The 17,307-nt window shown below is 62.5% G+C and carries 19 protein-coding genes; 7 read left to right on the top strand and 12 right to left on the bottom strand.

What is annotated here, in order from left to right; all coding sequences use genetic code 11:
* The 8 genes from arfB to dapA form a co-directional block, all read right to left on the bottom strand.
* Positions 1-407: alternative ribosome rescue aminoacyl-tRNA hydrolase ArfB (gene arfB, locus ACTG4J_RS09030; protein WP_439138854.1), on the bottom strand; the 407-nt coding region annotated here is incomplete at its 3' end.
* A 291-nt stretch (positions 408-698) separates the two neighbouring features.
* A complete protein-coding gene (locus tag ACTG4J_RS09025) occupies positions 699-1,322 on the bottom strand; it encodes a queuosine precursor transporter (RefSeq protein ID WP_439138853.1) in 624 nt (207 codons plus the stop codon).
* Positions 1,323-1,404: 82 nt separating this feature from the next.
* Positions 1,405-2,580 (bottom strand): aromatic amino acid transaminase, encoded by a 1,176-nt coding sequence (locus ACTG4J_RS09020; RefSeq protein WP_439138851.1) that lies wholly within the window; start codon positions 2,578-2,580, stop codon positions 1,405-1,407.
* Between the two features lie 8 nt (positions 2,581-2,588).
* A complete protein-coding gene (locus ACTG4J_RS09015; RefSeq protein ID WP_439138850.1) occupies positions 2,589-3,155 on the bottom strand; it encodes a GNAT family N-acetyltransferase in 567 nt (188 codons plus the stop codon).
* Complete coding sequence (sseA, locus tag ACTG4J_RS09010; protein WP_439138858.1) at positions 3,152-4,000, bottom strand: 3-mercaptopyruvate sulfurtransferase; 849 nt, start codon at positions 3,998-4,000, stop codon at positions 3,152-3,154. The genes ACTG4J_RS09015 and sseA overlap by 4 nt, the downstream gene beginning before the upstream one ends.
* A gap of 185 nt (positions 4,001-4,185) precedes the next feature.
* Positions 4,186-4,659, bottom strand: coding sequence for an SsrA-binding protein SmpB (smpB, locus tag ACTG4J_RS09005; RefSeq protein ID WP_439138848.1), 474 nt, complete (start codon positions 4,657-4,659; stop codon positions 4,186-4,188).
* A gap of 18 nt (positions 4,660-4,677) precedes the next feature.
* Positions 4,678-5,160, bottom strand: a complete 483-nt coding sequence (locus ACTG4J_RS09000) for a TrmO family methyltransferase domain-containing protein (RefSeq protein WP_439138847.1) — start codon at positions 5,158-5,160, stop codon at positions 4,678-4,680.
* Complete coding sequence (gene dapA, locus ACTG4J_RS08995; protein WP_439138846.1) at positions 5,157-6,026, bottom strand: 4-hydroxy-tetrahydrodipicolinate synthase; 870 nt, start codon at positions 6,024-6,026, stop codon at positions 5,157-5,159. Before dapA ends, ACTG4J_RS09000 begins: the two co-directional genes overlap by 4 nt.
* Before the next feature lie 150 nt (positions 6,027-6,176).
* On the opposite strand from dapA, the gene ACTG4J_RS08990 reads away from it, so the two are divergent.
* Entirely contained in the window at positions 6,177-8,120 is a 1,944-nt protein-coding gene (locus ACTG4J_RS08990; RefSeq protein ID WP_439138845.1) for a transglycosylase SLT domain-containing protein, read from the top strand.
* 6 nt (positions 8,121-8,126) lie between these two features.
* On the opposite strand, the gene ACTG4J_RS08985 is transcribed toward ACTG4J_RS08990, so the two are convergent.
* The gene (locus ACTG4J_RS08985; protein ID WP_439138844.1) at positions 8,127-9,557 is read right to left on the bottom strand and encodes a serine hydrolase; all 1,431 of its coding nucleotides are present in this window, start codon (positions 9,555-9,557) and stop codon (positions 8,127-8,129) included.
* Between the two features lie 310 nt (positions 9,558-9,867).
* Between ACTG4J_RS08985 and hemF the strand changes: the two genes are divergently transcribed.
* Entirely contained in the window at positions 9,868-10,749 is an 882-nt protein-coding gene (hemF, locus tag ACTG4J_RS08980) for an oxygen-dependent coproporphyrinogen oxidase (protein ID WP_439138843.1), read from the top strand.
* A 242-nt stretch (positions 10,750-10,991) separates the two neighbouring features.
* Entirely contained in the window at positions 10,992-11,588 is a 597-nt protein-coding gene (locus ACTG4J_RS08975; protein WP_439138841.1) for an outer membrane protein, read from the top strand.
* 2 nt (positions 11,589-11,590) lie between these two features.
* On the opposite strand, the gene ACTG4J_RS08970 is transcribed toward ACTG4J_RS08975, so the two are convergent.
* Both ACTG4J_RS08970 and hemE read right to left on the bottom strand, forming a co-directional pair.
* Positions 11,591-12,760: an NAD(P)/FAD-dependent oxidoreductase gene (locus ACTG4J_RS08970; protein ID WP_439138840.1), complete on the bottom strand. Its 1,170-nt coding sequence runs from the start codon at positions 12,758-12,760 to the stop codon at positions 11,591-11,593.
* Between the two features lie 138 nt (positions 12,761-12,898).
* Positions 12,899-13,945, bottom strand: coding sequence for a uroporphyrinogen decarboxylase (hemE, locus tag ACTG4J_RS08965; RefSeq protein WP_439138838.1), 1,047 nt, complete (start codon positions 13,943-13,945; stop codon positions 12,899-12,901).
* Between the two features lie 105 nt (positions 13,946-14,050).
* On the opposite strand from hemE, the gene hemC reads away from it, so the two are divergent.
* On the top strand, positions 14,051-15,013 hold the full coding sequence (gene hemC / locus ACTG4J_RS08960; RefSeq protein WP_439138837.1) for a hydroxymethylbilane synthase: 963 nt from the start codon (positions 14,051-14,053) through the stop codon (positions 15,011-15,013).
* A 24-nt stretch (positions 15,014-15,037) separates the two neighbouring features.
* Here the strand turns inward: hemC and ACTG4J_RS08955 are convergent, their stop codons facing one another.
* The gene (locus tag ACTG4J_RS08955; RefSeq protein ID WP_439138860.1) at positions 15,038-15,316 is read right to left on the bottom strand and encodes a hypothetical protein; all 279 of its coding nucleotides are present in this window, start codon (positions 15,314-15,316) and stop codon (positions 15,038-15,040) included.
* Between ACTG4J_RS08955 and rfbC the strand changes: the two genes are divergently transcribed.
* The 3 genes from rfbC to ACTG4J_RS08940 all read left to right on the top strand — a co-directional run.
* Complete coding sequence (gene rfbC / locus ACTG4J_RS08950) at positions 15,200-15,742, top strand: dTDP-4-dehydrorhamnose 3,5-epimerase (protein WP_439138856.1); 543 nt, start codon at positions 15,200-15,202, stop codon at positions 15,740-15,742. The two genes, ACTG4J_RS08955 and rfbC, sit on opposite strands and share 117 nt — an antisense overlap.
* A complete protein-coding gene (gene rfbB / locus ACTG4J_RS08945; RefSeq protein ID WP_439138835.1) occupies positions 15,739-16,779 on the top strand; it encodes a dTDP-glucose 4,6-dehydratase in 1,041 nt (346 codons plus the stop codon). The genes rfbC and rfbB overlap by 4 nt, the downstream gene beginning before the upstream one ends.
* Before the next feature lie 3 nt (positions 16,780-16,782).
* A partial coding sequence (locus ACTG4J_RS08940) for a sulfotransferase family 2 domain-containing protein (protein ID WP_439138834.1) occupies positions 16,783-17,307 on the top strand: 525 nt, incomplete at its 3' end.

The following is a 17,307-nucleotide window of genomic DNA, read 5'->3' as shown; positions in this document are numbered from 1 at the left end:
GCGCCGCGCCCCGCCTTCACCTCGCCGCGCACCTTCTTCGCCTTGATCCGCCGTTCCACCGACCCCTTGGTGGGCCGCGTCGGGCGGCGGGGTTTGGGTACCACCAGCGCCGCGCGGATCAGTTCCGCCAACCGCTCCCGCGCGATCTCGCGGTTTTGGGCTTGGCTGCGCGTCTCCTCCACCTGAATCACCAGCGCGCCATCCTTGGTCCAGCGTCGGCCCGCCAGCCGCTCCAGCCGCCGTTTGACCGGGTCGGGCAGGTGGGGGGATCGCGCGGCCTCGAACCGCAGTTCCACCGCTGTCGACACCTTGTTCACATTCTGCCCACCGGGGCCCGAGGCGCGGACAAACTGCTCCGTCAGCTCCCAATCGGCGATGGTGATGCGGTCATTGATCGAAAGCGGCATGGCTGCGCCTGTAACTACGGGATCACGACAGGATCACTACAGGATAGTGACACGCCTTGCCCAACCAAAAAGGGCCGCCTTGCGGCGACCCTTTCGAGAAATCAGGAGGTGGATATCGGTTAGGAAATCCCACCTGGGAGGGGCGAAAACCCCCAAGGGCTGCCTTAGAGGCGCACCTCCCAAGCTGTCCCGTTATCATTCACCAATGCTTCTCTGACCACTGGATCACCTCCTTTCAATGGGTTGCCGTTAAGCACAGCCTGACACAGATTTTGCGGTTGTCAAAACTTTTTACACCACCTGTGCCATCATTTTGCGCGTGATGATCCGGAAGGGGATCAAGGCGATCAGCGCGATGCCCATCTTCACACCCCAATCGGCAACGGCCAGCGACACCCAAAGCGGCGCCAACGGCCCCACGCCAAGCATCGGCAACACCTCACCCGCCCAAGACACATCATTGCCCGGCTCAAGAAATGTCAGCGCACCCGAAAACGCGATGGAGAAAAACAAAGCCGTATCAACAGAAGATCCAATTACGCTCGACAAAACAGGCGCTTGCCACCACCCACGATCCCGCAGCCGGTCGAAAATCGCCACATCCAACAGCTGCGCGGTCAAGAACGCGATGCCCGATCCAACCGCGATCCGCAGCGTCACCAGCGGCCCGAATTCGCCCATGATCTGCGTGCCGATCAGCGAACAGCCAACACCGACCAAAAAGCCCGCGAAAACAACGCGCCGCGCCGCTTGCACGCCATAGACCCGGTTCATGATGTCGGTGATCAAAAAGGCGAGCGGATAGGTAAACGCCCCCCATGTCAGCCAGTTCCCGAACAGGAACTGCACAAGGATATTCGAGGCCACGACAACGGCAGCCATTGCCAGTATGCCCGGCAAGTACTTTGAATTCATGATGTATTTCCGTTTTTACAAGGTAGTCGGAGACTTGGCCCGCGACCATCGCGGACGGCGCCTGTTATACCTCAACGCGGTCTCAGGCAAGCACCTGCGCAATGGCTTGTGCCACGCGCGGGATGGTGTCTTGCGTCAACCCCGCGATATTCATCCGCCCATCGCCGACAAGATAGATGCCATGTTCCGCCCGCAAGCGCTCGACCTGTTCGGGCGTGGCCCCGATGAGCGAGAACATCCCCCGATGTGCGGCGAGAAAGCCGAACCGATCCGATCCGGTTTCCGCCCGCAGCGCCTCGGCCAGCGCGCGACGATTGCCCTCCATCGCGCGGCGCATCCTTTCCAACTCATTACGCCAGACCGCATCAAGTGCCTGATCACCAAGAATTTCTTGCACCACCCGCGCGCCATGATCAGGCGGAAAGGCGAAATTCTGGCGGTTCATCCCGGCAAGCACGCCTTCGGCCGCGGCCTTGCCATCGGTCACGATCAGCACCACGCCGACGCGTTCGCGGTAGAGCCCGAAATTCTTGGAACAACTGGCCGCGATCAAGACCTCGGGCAAGGTCGTCGCCAAATGGCGCAGACCTTGCGCATCCTCCTCCAGCCCCGCGCCAAAGCCCTGATAGGCCATGTCCACAAAGGGGATCGCGCCCGTACGCGCGCAGATCGCTGCGATCTCGCGCCAGTCGTCGCTCCGCAGATCCGCCCCCGTGGGGTTGTGGCAGCAGCCATGCAGCAAGATCAGATCACCGCGTGCGGTCTTGGCCAGATCGGCCAACATGCCCCCCCGGTCGATGCCGCCGGTGGCCGCGTCATAGTAGCGATAGGTTTTTCGCTTTTGCCCCAGATGATCGATGATCGCGGGATGGTTCGGCCAAGTCGGATCGCTGATCCAGACGGTGGCAGAGGGGTTCAGCCGATGCACGGTTTCCAGCACCTGCCGCACCGCCCCCGTACCGCCCGGCGTGCCGGCGGCGGCGACCCGATCAGGCGACACGCTCTCGCCCAGGATCAGGCGGCGCATCGCATCCAGAAACCCAAGATCGCCGCGTAGCCCGACATAGCTCTTGCTCTCCTGCGCGGCCCAGATCCGTTGTTCGGCCGATTTGACGGCCGCCATAACCGGGGTTTTTCCCTCGGGCGAGCGATAGACACCGACGCCCAAATCCACCTTACCCGCGCGCGGATCGGCGGCGAACATCCCCATCAAGCGGATAATCTTGTCTGGTTCCGGCGGGGTGACGATTTCGAACATGGCAGCTCTCAGGCAAAGCGGGATGGATCGCGGTCAAAGGCGAGTACGCGACGTCGATCCTCATAGCCCACAGGGGCAAAGCCCAAGCGCTGATAAAGCGCCAAGGCGCGTGGATGATCTAGCGTGCAGGTGTTGACGGTCATCTTCGTCACGCCATCGCGCGCCCATCCCGTCAAGATCGCGGTTTGCAGCAAGGCCTTGCCCCAGCCCATCCCCACCGCCTGCGGCACCAGCCCGAAATAGGCGAGGTCACATACCCGTCCCTCGCGCCAATCCAGCATGAAGAAGCCCTGCGGCCAGCCGTTTCCCATCGCCGTCCAGATCACCACGTTGGGATCGCGGACAAAGGCTTGCAAGGCTGCGGGGTCTTCCTCGGCCTGCACGAAACGGTCCTGCCATTCGTAGTCGCGCCCCACCGCATCGTAGAGCGACAGGAAATACCACACCGGCGGGTCGATCGCGCGCTCCAGCCGGATATGATCGGGCAGGCGCGGCATCGGCCAATCGGGGCGCGTGGTCATCTCCAGATATGTGACGCGATAGGCAACCTCGGTCCCGGCAGAGGTCAGGCTCATCCCTTGGCGACCTGCAACTGCTCGAACTGGCCCCATTCGGTCCAAGATCCGTCGTAAAGGGCCACATCGGCCAGGCCCAGCCGCGTCAGCGCCAGCATGACGATCGCCGCCGTCACGCCCGAGCCGCAGGTGGTGATGGTACGGCGGTCGATATCGACATCGGCGGCGGCAAAGATGGCGCGCAATTCGTCCAAGCCCTTCATCGTGCCATCGGCGTTCAACAGCGTGGCGTAATGCACGTTCTTGGCCCCCGGGATATGCCCGGCCCTGAGGCCTGCGCGCGGCTCTGGCGCGTCGCCCCGGAAACGCGCGGGCGAGCGTGCATCGACGATCTGCCAATCGCCAAGTTTCGCGGCGGCGGCGACTTGCGTCACATCCTTGATCAAATGGGCTTGGCGCTGCACGGTCATGTGGCGGTCGCGGATGATCGGTGCCATATCCTCGACCGGGCGCCCCTCGGCTTTCCACTTGGGAAAGCCGCCATCCAGCACGGCGATGTCGGTTTTGCCCATCAGGCGGAAATTCCACCACACCCGCGCCGCCGAAAACAGGCCCGCCCCGTCATAGACCACAACCTGATGCCCGTCGCCCACGCCCATGGCGCGCATGCGGCTCATGAATTTCTCAGAGGGCGCCGCCATATGCGGCAGCGCGCTGCGCGCATCCGCAATCTCGTCGATATCGAAGAATCTCGCGCCGGGGATATGGGCCTCCGCGTATTCCGCGCGCCCATCGCGCCCGGCATCGGGCAGGTAATAGGAGGCATCGAGAATCCGCAGATCAGGATCTTCCAGATGCGCCGCAAGCCATGCGGTCGAAACCAGTGTTTTGGGGTCGTCTGTCACCATCGCGGGGCCTCCGGGGCATTGGCCGTCGTTCCGGGCACCAGCCCTACGTCGCCGCCGCGCGCAAGGCAAGCATCACGGCACCCGGGTCTTGCCCATCTTTGCTTTGAAAATACTCCCGCCGGAGGCCCCCGCCACCCGCCAAGCGCGGTATCATCGCACCGGCGCGGGGTCGCGCCACGGGCTCAGTTCTGCTTCAGCAAACGCTGTTTTTGGCGGTTCCAGTCGCGCTCGGCACTGGTTTCGCGCTTGTCGGCCAGCTTCTTGCCCTTGGCGATGCCAAGCTTCAGCTTTACCAGCCCCTTGTCGTTGAAATACATCACGATCGGCACCAGCGTCATGCCTTGACGCTGGGTGGCGTTCCACATCCGCGACAGTTGGCGCTTGCTGGCCAGCATCTTGCGGCGCCGCCGCTCTTCATGGCCCCAAGTTTTGGCCTGCGCGTAAGGCGCGATATAGCAATTCACCAACCACAACTCGCCATTTTCAACGGCGGCATAGCTTTCGGCGATGTTGGCCGATCCTTGGCGCAGGCTTTTGACCTCGGAGCCTTGCAAGATGATCCCCACCTCCAGATCTTCCTCGATCGCGTAGTCGAAGCGCGCGCGCCGGTTCTCGGCGATGATCTTGTAGTTTTTGTTGTCGTTACCCTTGGCCATGGGCGCCGATATATGCGCTCACGCCTCGGGCCGCCAGCCCGGTGGCACATCGACCGTGTCGATCCAAGGTTTGATGTCGAGAAGTGGCGTGCCATCATAAGCATCGGTCGCGTCGATGCCGATGATCCCCGCCGCCGGATCCAGCGAGGTGATCACCACTGTCCCGAGCGCAATCGGGTTGGGCCGCACCGGCGAACGAAGCGCGAAGGTGCCGCGCGTCTCATGTGCATGTGCGGGGGCTTGTACGATCAGATCGCGCTGGCCACGATCGACCCAGTAAAGCAGTTGGATCGCTTGGCCCACCGCCAGCCCCCTCAGCCCCGGCGCGTAATCGGGCAAGAGTTCGATTCGCGCCCCTTGCCCTGTTTCGCGCGCCGCGCGCAGGTTCTTGGGCGCTGTGCCCTTGCCCCAGGGCGAGCGGATATGCCCGATAAAGGTGATCCCCGCAGTGATCCGCTGGGCGGGGTCAAAGGGGAGCGCGATCTCGCCTTCGCGCTTCACAAGAGGCCCGCATGGCGCATGGCCGATGCGATCTGGTCTTTGGTCGCATCCGACAGGCCGGTCAGCGGCAGGCGCACTTCTTCGCGCGCGCGGCCCAGAAGCGACAGCCCGTATTTCGCCCCGCAAACGCCCGGTTCGGCAAAGATCGCCTCATGGAGCGGCATGAGCTTGTCTTGATAGGCAAGCGCCGCTTTGTAATCGCCCGTCAATGTCGCGGCCTGCATCTGCGCGCAAAGCTTGGGCGCAACATTGGCTGTGACCGAGATGCAACCGACACCGCCTTGCGCGTTGAAGCCCACGGCGGTCGCATCCTCGCCCGAAAGCTGAATGAAATCCGTGCCGCAGGTGATGCGCTGTTTCGGCACGCGGGACAGATCGCCGGTCGCGTCTTTGACGCCCACGATATTGGGCAGCTTGGCCAATTCACCCATCGTCGCGGGCAGCATATCGACGACCGAACGGGGCGGGATATTGTAGATGATGATCGGGATGCCGATCTCGTCGAGCGCCGCGAAATGCGCGATCAAGCCCTTTTGCGTGGGCTTGTTGTAATAGGGGGTGACGACCAACGCGGCATCCGCGCCGACGGTCTTGGCGAACTCGACAAAGCGGATCGCCTCGATCGTATTGTTCGATCCGGCACCTGCGATCACCGGCACGCGGCCTGCGGCGGTCGCCACCACGGCCGCAATTACGCGCTCATGCTCGTCATGGGTGAGTGTCGGGCTTTCGCCGGTCGTGCCAACCGGTACCAGCCCGGTCGAGCCTTCGGCGATCTGCCACTCCACCAGCTGTTTGAGCGCGTCGAAATCCACTGCGCCGTCCTTGAACGGCGTGACCAAAGCGGGCATCGAGCCTTGGAACATGACACGCATCCTTTTCGTTATAGGGGCCGTGGCAACATGCCTCGGCGAATTGGCGCGGACACTAGCCTTGGCGGGTGAGAATGCCAAGTTCGTGTGTTGCCTCCGCCGCGATGTCGCATATCCTATGGAAAAGAGCAGTGAGGGCATGTGATGCGGCAGGTTTTACTGAGTGTTTTTCTTTTGATCGCGCCGCTGCGTGTTGGTGCCGACACCGAGGCGCTGGGCCGTGCGCTCGATGCGTTGGCGCAGGGTGATATCGCCTTGGCGACGCAGGCTGCGGCGCGCATCGATGACCCCGTCGCGCGCGACATTGTCAGCTGGACCCGGTTGCGCGGCGCGCCCGCTGCGGGGGATTGGCGCGAGTATCGCGATTTTCTGTCCCGTAATCCCGATTGGCCCGGTCTGCCATTTTTGCGCACGCAAGGCGAGGCCGCGATCCCCGAGGGTGCCAATCCCGCGGATGTGATCGCTTATTTCGCCGACCAGCTTCCGACGACCGGGGCTGGATCACGTGCGCTTGCGCTGACCCATCAAGCCCGCGGTGACCGTGCCGCCGCCGAGGCCGAGGCGATCCGCGGCTGGACGAGCTTGGTGATGACAGGCGCCGAGGCAGGACAAATGCGCAGTGCCTTCGGTGCCGTGCTGAACCAAGGCAATCATCATATCACAAGGCTTGATCACCTGCTGTGGGAGGGTGCCGAGGATCGCGCACGCGCGATGCTGCCCTTGGTCCCTGAAAACTGGCAGCGCTTGGCCGAGGCGCGCTTGGCGCTTCGGGCGCGCCTGCCGGGTGTCGATGCGCTGATCGCGGCGGTGCCTGCCGATCTCGCCGATCATCCGGGGCTGGCCTATGAGCGGTTCTTGTGGCGTATGCGCGGTGGCAATTGGGACAGCGCGGGTGCGCTGATGGCCGAGCGTTCGACCTCGCGCCAGTCCTTGGGTCGGCCCTTGGCTTGGGCGGATCGACGGGCCGATCTTGCCCGCGATGTGATGCGCGAGGGCGATTTTGCGACTTGCTACCGCTACGCGGCCGATCATCGCGTCGATCCCGCGCGCGAGGATTCCGCCTTTTCCGAGAATGAATGGCTGGCGGGCTACTGTGCCTATCGCCTTGGGCGGAGCGAGGTTGCCGTCAGACATTTCGAAACCTTCCGCGACAGCGTCGCCAGCCCGATCTCGCTTGGGCGGGCGGGCTATTGGCTTGGCCGAGCGCACGAGGCCGCAGGCAATCGCGCAGCCGCCGTCAGCGCCTTTGAACTCGGCGCGCGCTACCAGTCCAGCTTTTACGGTCAATTGGCTGCCGAACGTGGCGGATTACCCGTCGATCCGGCCTTCCTCGCGCGCGAAGATTATGGCGATTGGCGCCAGGCCGGGTTCACCCGCTCCAGCGTGTTTCACGCGGCGCTATTGTATTTCGCGGTTGGAGAAGAATGGCCCGCTGAGCGTTTTTTGACCCATTTGACCGAAAGCCTGAGCCGCCAAGAGGCAGGGCAGCTGGGTGATTTCGCGCTTGGGATCGGGGATGTGCATGTTGCGCTCAGGATCGCCAAGCGCGCGGCGCAAGCTGGTCACGAGATCATGCGCCCCTATTACCCGATCAAGCCCGCGCTTACCGATGCAGGCTTGGGTGCGCCGCCCGCCTTGGTGCTTGCGATAGCACGGCGCGAGTCCGAGTTCGACCCAAGCGTGGTCAGCCCGGCTGGCGCGCTTGGCCTGATGCAGGTGATGCCTGGCACGGGCCGCGACACGGCGCGCGCTATCGGCTTGTCCTATTCGCAAGATCAACTGCTCAATGACGCGGCCTATAATGCGCGGATCGGAGCAAGTTTTCTGGCCCAACTCGGCCAGCGTTACGGCGATAACCCGATCTTGGTGGCCGCCGCTTATAACGCGGGGCCAAGTCGGGCTGATGAATGGGTTGGGCGGTTCGGTGATCCGCGTCGCGTCGATGATGTGGTGTTTTGGATCGAAGCGATCCCCTTCACCGAGACGCGCAACTACATCATGCGCGTCACCGAAAGCCTTGCGATCTACGAGGCGCAGCTTTCCGGCCAACTCCCGAACTTGGGTCTGTCGCGGCGTTTGGTCCGGTAGCAGCGCTCAGGAGGCCGGACCGAAAGGCTCGCAGGGGATCGCGCGGGCCGAAAGCCGGGCGCAGGCACGGGTTGCCTGATCCTCGGTCAAACCTTGGAAACGCGCCTCGTAGCCGCCACTGCGCTGCACCACACGGCGCAGGGCTTGGTCGAAGGTGCCGATTTCACTCAGCGCCGTGCGCAGCAAAAGGCGCTCGGCGGCATGATGCGAGGGTTGCGGGCCGAGCGATACGCCGAACAGCCGCGATCCGCTCGAGGAGGCGCGCGTGATGACTTCGGGTTCCAGCGGACCGGCGACGATGATCGGTGCGGGTTCATCGGCGGGCCGTGGCGGGATGGGCTGCGATTGCGTCTCGGCGGCTTCGACCTGTGCCTGCGCCTGTGGTCTTGGCATGGGTTGCGTATCCGGCGAAGGCGGCACGTTCGCGGTTGTGTTTGCCGGTTCAGGCGCGGCCTGCGGTTGGGCCTCCGGTTCGGTCGCGGCTGCTTGGATCGCTTGGCCGACCGCCTCTTCGATGGCAGCAAGTAGGGCGGGTTCGGGCGCGCGTGGTTCTTGCGTCGCACCGGGGCGGGGCATCGGACGCAGCGATTGCGACACAATCCCCGAGGTCAGCACCGCACCGCCCGATCCCGATCCGCCGCTCGGCCCATAGACGGGTAGCGACGGGCGCCGTTCGGTCGCGCGGGCGGGCGCGCGGGCAAAGCCCATATCCATCAATTCCATGATGCGCTGATTGCGCCATGCCGTCGATTGCCCGCCGAAAACCGTAGCGATGACGCGGACATTGCCCCGCTCGGCCGAAGCGACAAGGTTGAAGCCGGCTGCGCGCGTGTAGCCTGTCTTGATCCCATCCGCGCCGCGATAAGCATCGAGAAGCGCGCGGTTGGTGTTGCGGATTGTGGCGATCCCGGCATCATCCTGACGCCGCGAAAATATGTTGTAGTATTGTGGGTAATCGTAAAACAGCCGCCGCCCCATGATGGTCATGTCGCTTGCGGTCGACAAATGCCCGTCTTGGGTCAAGCCATGCGCATTGCGAAATGTCGTCCGCGTCATGCCAAGCGCCTGCGCCGTCCGGGTCATGCGTGCGGCGAAGGCCGCTTCCGATCCGGAAATGGCCTCACCGATCGCGGTTGCCGCATCATTGGCCGAGCGGATCGCAGCGGCGCGGATCAGGTAGCGAAAACGGATCGTCGATCCGGCGCGCAATCCCAAACGCGAGGGTGGCTCGGAGGCCGCATGTTGCGAGATGCGCACCGGGGTATCGAGCGTGATCTCACCTAGCCGGACTGCCTCGAAAGCGATGTAGAGCGTCATCATCTTGGTCAGCGAGGCGGGATGCAGCCGTGTATCGGCGTTGCGTGAATGCAGCACTTCGCCCGTGCGCGCATCCATCACCATCGCCGCATAGGGCGCAGCCTTGAGTGCGCCGCCCATCAGGGTTGCGCAAAAACACAGCACCAGCCCAAATAGGGCCGGAAGGATGGGTCTTTGTATCACGGAGCCTGCTCGCTCTGCCTCGGGGTGCCGTCTTTTGCGGCGGTTACGAACAGTCTAAGCGATCCGCATGGAAAAATCTATGGGGCTTTGCGCGAAAATCACCTGCTGACAGAGACTTGAGAGATATCTTTCGTTGGCCGTATCGCGCCCGCGTTTGACGTCTCATGAGCAAACTTCTGCAAACACCGCATAGCGCGAGTGAAATGGGTCTGATACAACCACCCCGAGACGAGAAAGGACTTTGCCCGTGAAGGATAACTATGACGACCGCAAGACCCGTGCCTCGGCATGGTTCCGCAGCCTGCGCGACGATATCGTCGCGGCGTTCGAGACCCTCGAAGATACGCATGGCGGTGATCTGCCGGCCGGGCGCTTCGAAGTCACACAGACGACGCGCCACGCCGATGACGGGCAAGATGCCGGCGGCGGCTTGATGAGCGTGATGCGCGGCGGCCGGGTTTTCGAGAAAGTCGGGGTCAATGTCTCGACCGTTTACGGGCAATTGGGGCCGCGTGCGGTCGCGGCTATGGCGGCGCGCAAGGATTTGTCGGGCCTCAAGGATGATCCGACATTCTGGGCCTCGGGGATTTCGCTAGTCGCCCATATGCGCAACCCGCACGCCCCCGCCGTGCATATGAACACGCGCATGTTCTGGACCCCGGTCGCAGGCTGGTTCGGCGGTGGTACCGACCTGAATCCGGCGATCGAGTATGCCGAGGATACGGGCCATTTCCATGATATGCTGCGCGAACACTGCGCACCGCATTCGGCCGATTACTACGGCCGTTTCAAGGCATGGGCGGATGAGTATTTCTATATCCCCCATCGCAACCGGGCGCGCGGCGTTGGCGGCATTTTCTACGATGATCTGAACACCGGCGATTGGGAGGCGGATTTCGCCTTTACCCAAGATGTCGGGCGGGCCTTTTTGCCCGCTTTCGTGCCGCTGGTCGAAAAGCGCCGGCATCGTCCTTGGACCGAGGATGACCGCGAAGCGCAGCTGATCCATCGCGGTCTCTATGCCGAATACAATCTTGTCTATGATCGCGGCACGAAATTCGGCCTTGAAACAGGGCATGATGCCAATGCCGTGCTGATGAGCTTGCCGCCCATCGCGAAATGGACCTGAGCCAAGCCCCGGCCTGAGCGCTGGCAAGCGACGCGATCAATAGGTGTGGCATGACCGCAAATCCGGCGCGCTTTTGCCGGTTTGCACCGTTCGGCACGGCGGAAAGCGGCTGTTGGAAGGAAACTCTCGGCTTCGTGTTCGGGCGTTGCGTTGAATGCGCGGGCGGCATGCATAGGCTTTCATGCATGCGGCCCGAGCGCAGGCCGCAATTCCCGGAACAGACATGAGCGCAAGGAGTTCCCATGATGAAATTTTCCCTGATCTACGCCGCAGGTTTGGCCGCCATTGTGGCCGGCCCCGTAATGGCGGGCGGCACGACGACACCGGGCCCTGCGCCCGTCATGCTCGATCCGGCCCCGATCGTGCCGCTGGGCACGGATTGGACCGGGCCATCGGTCGGCCTTCAACTCGGCTATGGTGATGTCTCGACCACCGGCCCCGTGCTGGAGGGTGACGACATCCTTTTGGGCTTGCGGGCCTATTATGATTACGATTTCGGCGACTTCATCCTTGGTGGTGGCCTGCAATACGACACCACCGATCTCGATATCGGGGGGGTGACCACGCTTGATGCGGTGACCCGTGTCGGTGTGCGCGGCGGTATCGACCTCACCGATGATTGGATCTATGGCACCGCCGGTTGGGCGCGCGCCGAAACCAGCAGCGGCGGTGTTGGTGACAGCGATGGGTGGTTCGCGGGTCTGGGCTACGAGATGTTGGTGACTGATATGATCAGCGTCGGTGCCGAACTACTCTATCATGAGTTCGACAGCTTTGATCTGGTCGGCTTGAACGCCGATGCCACGACAGCCGCGGTTTCGGTGAACTTCCGCTTCTGAGATCACATGAAAACAGGCGCCAGATCCGCGCCGAGCCCCTCGGTGGCGATATCGCCACCGAGGGCCGTCATCGCCCCCAGCCTGCCCAATTCATCGGCGCATTTCGCCGCCGCCCCGTTGCCGCCGGTCAGCACGGTGGTCGCATCATCCAGCTGCCCGATATAGGGGTGGCCCGTTGCCGTGAAGCTGACGGCGCAGGGGGCCGATATCGTGCGTGTGATCGTCAGCTCGGGCATCAGCGCGTGCAGATGGGCGCAAAGGCGCGTTGCAGCGGCTTGGCTTCCTTCGGTCTTGAACCAAGCGTTTAGGGTGGCCGCATCGGTCGCGATGGGGCTGGCCGCCTCGCCCCCGATCTTGATGTAGCGATGCCCATCCGGGTAGCGGATCGGCGGCAGGACATAGAGATCGGTGTGTCGATCATCTGGCACGAAGATCAAGCTCGGCATGCCCGCCAGTAGATCGGCTTGCCGGTCATCCACCCCGACAAGCAAGACTGTGCGTTGATAGACCCGCATCGCAAGTTCGGCGTGGCCCAAGCTGGGCATGGCCGACCATCCGCCCATTGCAAGCACGACATGGCCCGCTTGCAGCGCCGTGCCGTCCGATAGGTCTAACCGCCCGCCATGCCGGGCCACGACACTGGCGCGGTTCACATCTGCCCCGGCCGCGATCGCGAGGGTTTCATGGGCTTGGCGCATCGCGCGCGGATCGATCACACCGCCGGTAGGATCAAAGGCCCCGACACTACCGTTAGACAGGCGGAAATAGGGGTGATGCGCCGCAAAGGCGGCATCATCCATCGGTTGATGCGCAAGCTGCAATTCGGCGGCGCATTTTAGAAAATCTTGCGCCAGCTGAGCCATGTGCCCCGCCGATGGCCCCGCCACCATGGCACCGCATGGGTCGAAGAAGCCTATCCCGCTTTGCTGTTGCAAGGCGTCATAGCGCGCGATGGAGCGTTGCGCGAACCGCGCCCAGACGGGATCATCCGCGATGGCGCGCGTGATCCGGCCCGCGTCATGAAAACTGCCGAATGGGCCGTTGTGCAATGATCGGTCTTGCGGCTCATCAGGGCCGATCAGGGCGACATCACACCCCGCCCGCGCGAGGTAAAGCGCACAGGCCGTGCCCATCAGCCCTCGTCCGATGACGGCGAAATCAGCGCGCTGCATCCCGACCCTTCCGCGTGGTTATCGGCACAGTGTCATGCGTATTTTTGGAAAGATGAAGGAGAATTCGATTAAAATTCACCGCGCCTTCATCTTTCCCCAAATACGCAAGCGACCGCGCCGCCAAAGCGTGCCGTGGGGTCAGCCCCGGATGGCCTCCAAAAGCAGATGCACATTGTCGGGGTCGGCCTCGGGGGTGATGCCATGGCCGAGGTTGAAGATATGCGGCCCACCCTTGAGCGCATCGACGATGCGGCGGGTTTCATCGACCAAGGCTTGGCCGCCGGTGATCATGTGCTTGGGGTCCAGATTGCCCTGCACGCAGCTATCGGGCTGCAGATGTTGCGCGGCCCATGCTGGGTCGACCGAGGTATCGATGGCCAAGCAATCGGCACCGACCGCTTTGGCGAAGCCGATGTATTTCTCGCCTGCTTCGCGCGGAAAGGCGATGATCGGCAGGCCGGGATGGCGGCGCTTCAACTCGGCAGTGATGCGGCGCGCGGGCTCCAATGCGAAATCATGGAAAGCCTGCCCCTTGAGCGATCCGGCCCAGCTGTCGAAGATCTTGATCACCTCGGCACCGGCCAAGACCTGTTGGTCGAGATATTCGATCGTCGCATCCGTCAGAAGGTCGATCAGCGCGCCGAAGGTGGCGGGATCGCTCTCGCGCAGCGCGTGGGCAGGCGCCTGGTCGGGTGTGCCACGGCCTGCGATCATGTAGGTCGCAACGGTCCATGGCGCGCCCGCAAAACCGATCAGCGTGGTTTCTTTCGGCAATTCGCGCGCCAGAATGCGCACCGTTTCATAGACCGGTGCCAGATGATCATGGATATCGTCGCGTCCTTTGAGCTTCTTCAACCCCTCAGGCCCGGTGATGGTCGACAAGCGCGGACCTTCGCCTGTGGCGAACCACAGATCAGCCCCCAGCGCGTCAGGGATCAGCAAGATATCGGCGAACAGGATCGAGGCATCGAATCCATAGCGCCGGATCGGTTGCAGCGTGACCTCGGCCGCCAGTTCGGAATTATAGCAAAGCGACAGGAAATCGCCCGCCTCCGCCCGCGTCGCGCGATATTCCGGCAAGTAGCGCCCGGCCTGCCGCATCAGCCAAACCGGCGGCACATCCATCGCCTCGCCGGCGAGCGAACGCAGCAGTTTCTTTTTGCCGGCGGTGGGCGCATCAAACATGAGGATTGTCCTTTGGTCGTTTCGAGGACAGGAATTGACCTCCTGACCGAGTCTGTCAACCCAAAGGCGATTGTCAAGTCAAGTTGACAGATATAGAAAGACCGCATGACGACCAATCGACCGACACCCGCCCAACCGCTTCGCATCGGAACCCGTGGTTCACCACTGGCATTGGCGCAAGCGCATGAAACACGCCATCGCTTGATGGCGGCCTTCGATCTACCCGAGGCCGCCTTCGAGATCGTGGTGATCAAGACCATGGGCGATGATCGCGCGCTGATCGATGCCGACAAGCCCTTGAAGGATCTGGGCGGAAAGGGCTTGTTCACCCGAGAGATCGAAGATGACATGCTGTCAGGTAAAATTGACATCGCGGTTCATTCGATGAAGGACATGCCGGTGTTGCAGCCCGCGGGGTTGGTACTGGATTGCTACCTGCCGCGCGAAGATGTGCGGGATGCTTTCGTTTCCCTGGGTCATGATAGCTTGGCAGCCTTGCCGCATGGGGCCTGTGTCGGGTCTTCGAGCTTGCGCCGCCGTGCCCAACTCAAGGCACGCCGCCCCGACCTTTCGGTGGTCGAGTTCCGTGGCAATGTACAAACGCGGATGAAGAAGCTGGACGATGGTGTGGTTGACGCCACCTTTCTTGCCATGGCGGGTCTGCGTCGCTTGGGCATGGACGCCGTGGTGCGCGCGGCGATCGCGACCGAAGAAATGTTGCCCGCCGTCGCGCAAGGGGCAATCGGGATCGAACGGCGTGCAGATGATCACCGCATGGCCGAAATGCTTGAAGCGATCCATGACATTCCGACTGGCCAGCGCCTTGCTGCCGAGCGTGCCTTTCTTGCGGGGCTCGACGGTTCGTGTCAGACCCCCATCGCAGGCTTGGCCGAAATCGCAGGCGGCAGCTTGCGGTTGCGCGGCGAGATCTTGCGCCCTGATGGGTCTGAGGTTTTGATCGACGATCGGCATGCACCGATTGCCGATGGCGCGGAACTGGGCGCCGAGATGGCGCGCGATTTGCGCGAACGCGCGGGTCCGGGCTTTTTCGACTGGCACACCGGCTGACGGCGCCGCCCGTCCGAAGTCACGTTATTTTCCTGATTTTTCTGCAATTCCCGCGCCTTGAGCGTGCTTGATCGGTTGCGCATGCGCGACGAGCATGCTTTTGTCTTTCGAGCGTTTATATGTCTTTAAGAAATTAAACTGTTCGAAAGTCGAAAGATGCTGATCGAGGAAACGGGGATATCCGGTTTGCGGGTCATCACGCCGCCCCGATTTGGGGATGCGCGCGGGTTTTTTGCCGAAACCTATAGCCACGCAAAGTTTGCCGCGCAGGGCATCTTGCTTGATTTCGTGCAGGATAATCACTCTTTGTCCGCCCAGATTGGCACTGTGCGGGGGCTGCATTTTCAGGCGCCCCCCCATGCACAGGCCAAGCTGGTGCGCTGCGGTCGCGGGGTTTTGTTCGATGTCGCGGTCGACATACGACGCGGATCTCCGACCTATGGCAAATGGTTCGGCTGCGAGCTGAGTTTCGAGAATGGCCGCCAGCTTTTGATTCCGGCGGGCTTTGCCCATGGCTTTGTCACCCGCGCCCCGGATACCGAGATCATCTATAAGTGTTCCGATCTCTACGCGCCCCAGACCGAGGGCGCGTTGCGGTGGGACGACCCCGATATCGGTATCGATTGGGCGATGGGTGATCTGGACCCGATCTTGTCGCCAAAGGATGCCGCAGCCCCCGTCTTTGACGGCTTTGCCAGCCCTTTTGCCGATGAGGGGGGCGCATCGTGAAGCTGCTTGTCACTGGGGGTGCGGGGTTCATCGGATCTGCGGTCGTACGGCTGGCGGTGGCGCGCGGGCACGCGGTCGTCAATCTCGATAAGCTGACCTATGCCGCTTGCCTTGAGAATGTCGCAAGCGTTGCGGGTTCGAACCTTTATTGCTTCGAGCAGGCCGATATCTGCGACCGTGCAGCGATGGACCGTGTCTTGGCCGCGCATCGCCCCGATGCGATCATGCATTTGGCCGCGGAAAGCCATGTGGACCGCTCCATCGACGGGCCGGGCAGCTTTATCGACACCAATGTCACCGGCACCTATACGCTTTTGGAGGCCGCCCGCGCCTATTGGACGCGAGAGGGCCGGTCCCCGGGGTTCCGCTTTCACCATATCTCGACCGATGAGGTCTATGGCAGCTTGGGCGCGACGGGGCTGTTCACCGAAGAGACGGCCTATGCGCCGAACAGCCCCTATTCGGCGTCCAAGGCAGCGTCTGACCATCTGGTCCGCGCATGGCACGAGACCTATGGCCTGCCCGTGGTGATGACGAATTGTTCCAACAATTATGGCCCCTACCATTTTCCTGAAAAGCTGATCCCGGTGGTGATTTTGAATGCTTTGGCCGGGCGGCCCATCCCCGTCTACGGGCAGGGCCTGAACGTGCGCGATTGGCTTTATGTAGAAGATCATGCCGACGCGTTGCTCTTGGTCTGCGAAAAGGGCGCGCCCGGCCGCAGCTACAATATCGGCGGCAACAACGAGCGGCGGAATATCGATCTGGTGCGCATCATCTGCACGCTGCTCGACGAGCGCCGCCCAGCGGGCGCGCCGCATGAGCGGCTGATCACCTTCGTCACCGACCGCCCCGGCCACGATCTGCGCTATGCCATCGACGCGACGCGCATCACCGAAGAACTGAACTGGCAGCCTACTGTCACCGTCGAGGAAGGGCTGGCCAAGACCGTCGATTGGTATCTGGAGAACGAGGATTGGTGGCGCGCACTGCAAGCGCGCGAGGGCGTGGGCCAAAGGTTGGGAAAGGTGGGTTAGCGCATGCCGCTCGTGTTCATCCAGGGCAGCTTGATCTATTTTGCGCATGTTCCAAGATGCGGTGGCACCGCAGTTGAAAATTACCTGCACGCTCGTTTTGGGCGGCTTGCCCTTCTCGACCGGCAATTCAATAACCTGACGGCAGCTCAAAAGTGGTCCAAGACCTCGCCTCAGCATCTGGAGGTGCAAGCGCTTGATCGGATCATACCTCGCTCTTGGATAGCCTTGAGTTTCGCCGTCGTGCGTCACCCGGTAACCCGGATCGCGTCGGTGTTCCGCTTCCAGCGCGACATCGAGCAAAGCATTCCTGCGGGGCGTGATTTTTCAGATTGGGTGTGCGATCTGGCCAATTCGCTTGGCGAACGGCCTCATCAGTTCGACAATCACGCTCGCCCGGCAAGTGATCTTGTTCCAAGCGATGCGGTGATCTTTCGGCTCGAAGATGGGCTGTCGCGCATCGTCGAATGGTTGGACAACATAGAGGGCGCAAGCCGTGGTCCGCGCGAGGTTGCGGCGGCCAATGTGCTG

Origin of the sequence: Roseicyclus sp., from assembly GCF_965662675.1 — a bacterium.
GTDB lineage: Bacteria > Pseudomonadota > Alphaproteobacteria > Rhodobacterales > Rhodobacteraceae > Roseicyclus.
This window is presented reverse-complemented; position numbering and strand designations above follow the sequence as displayed.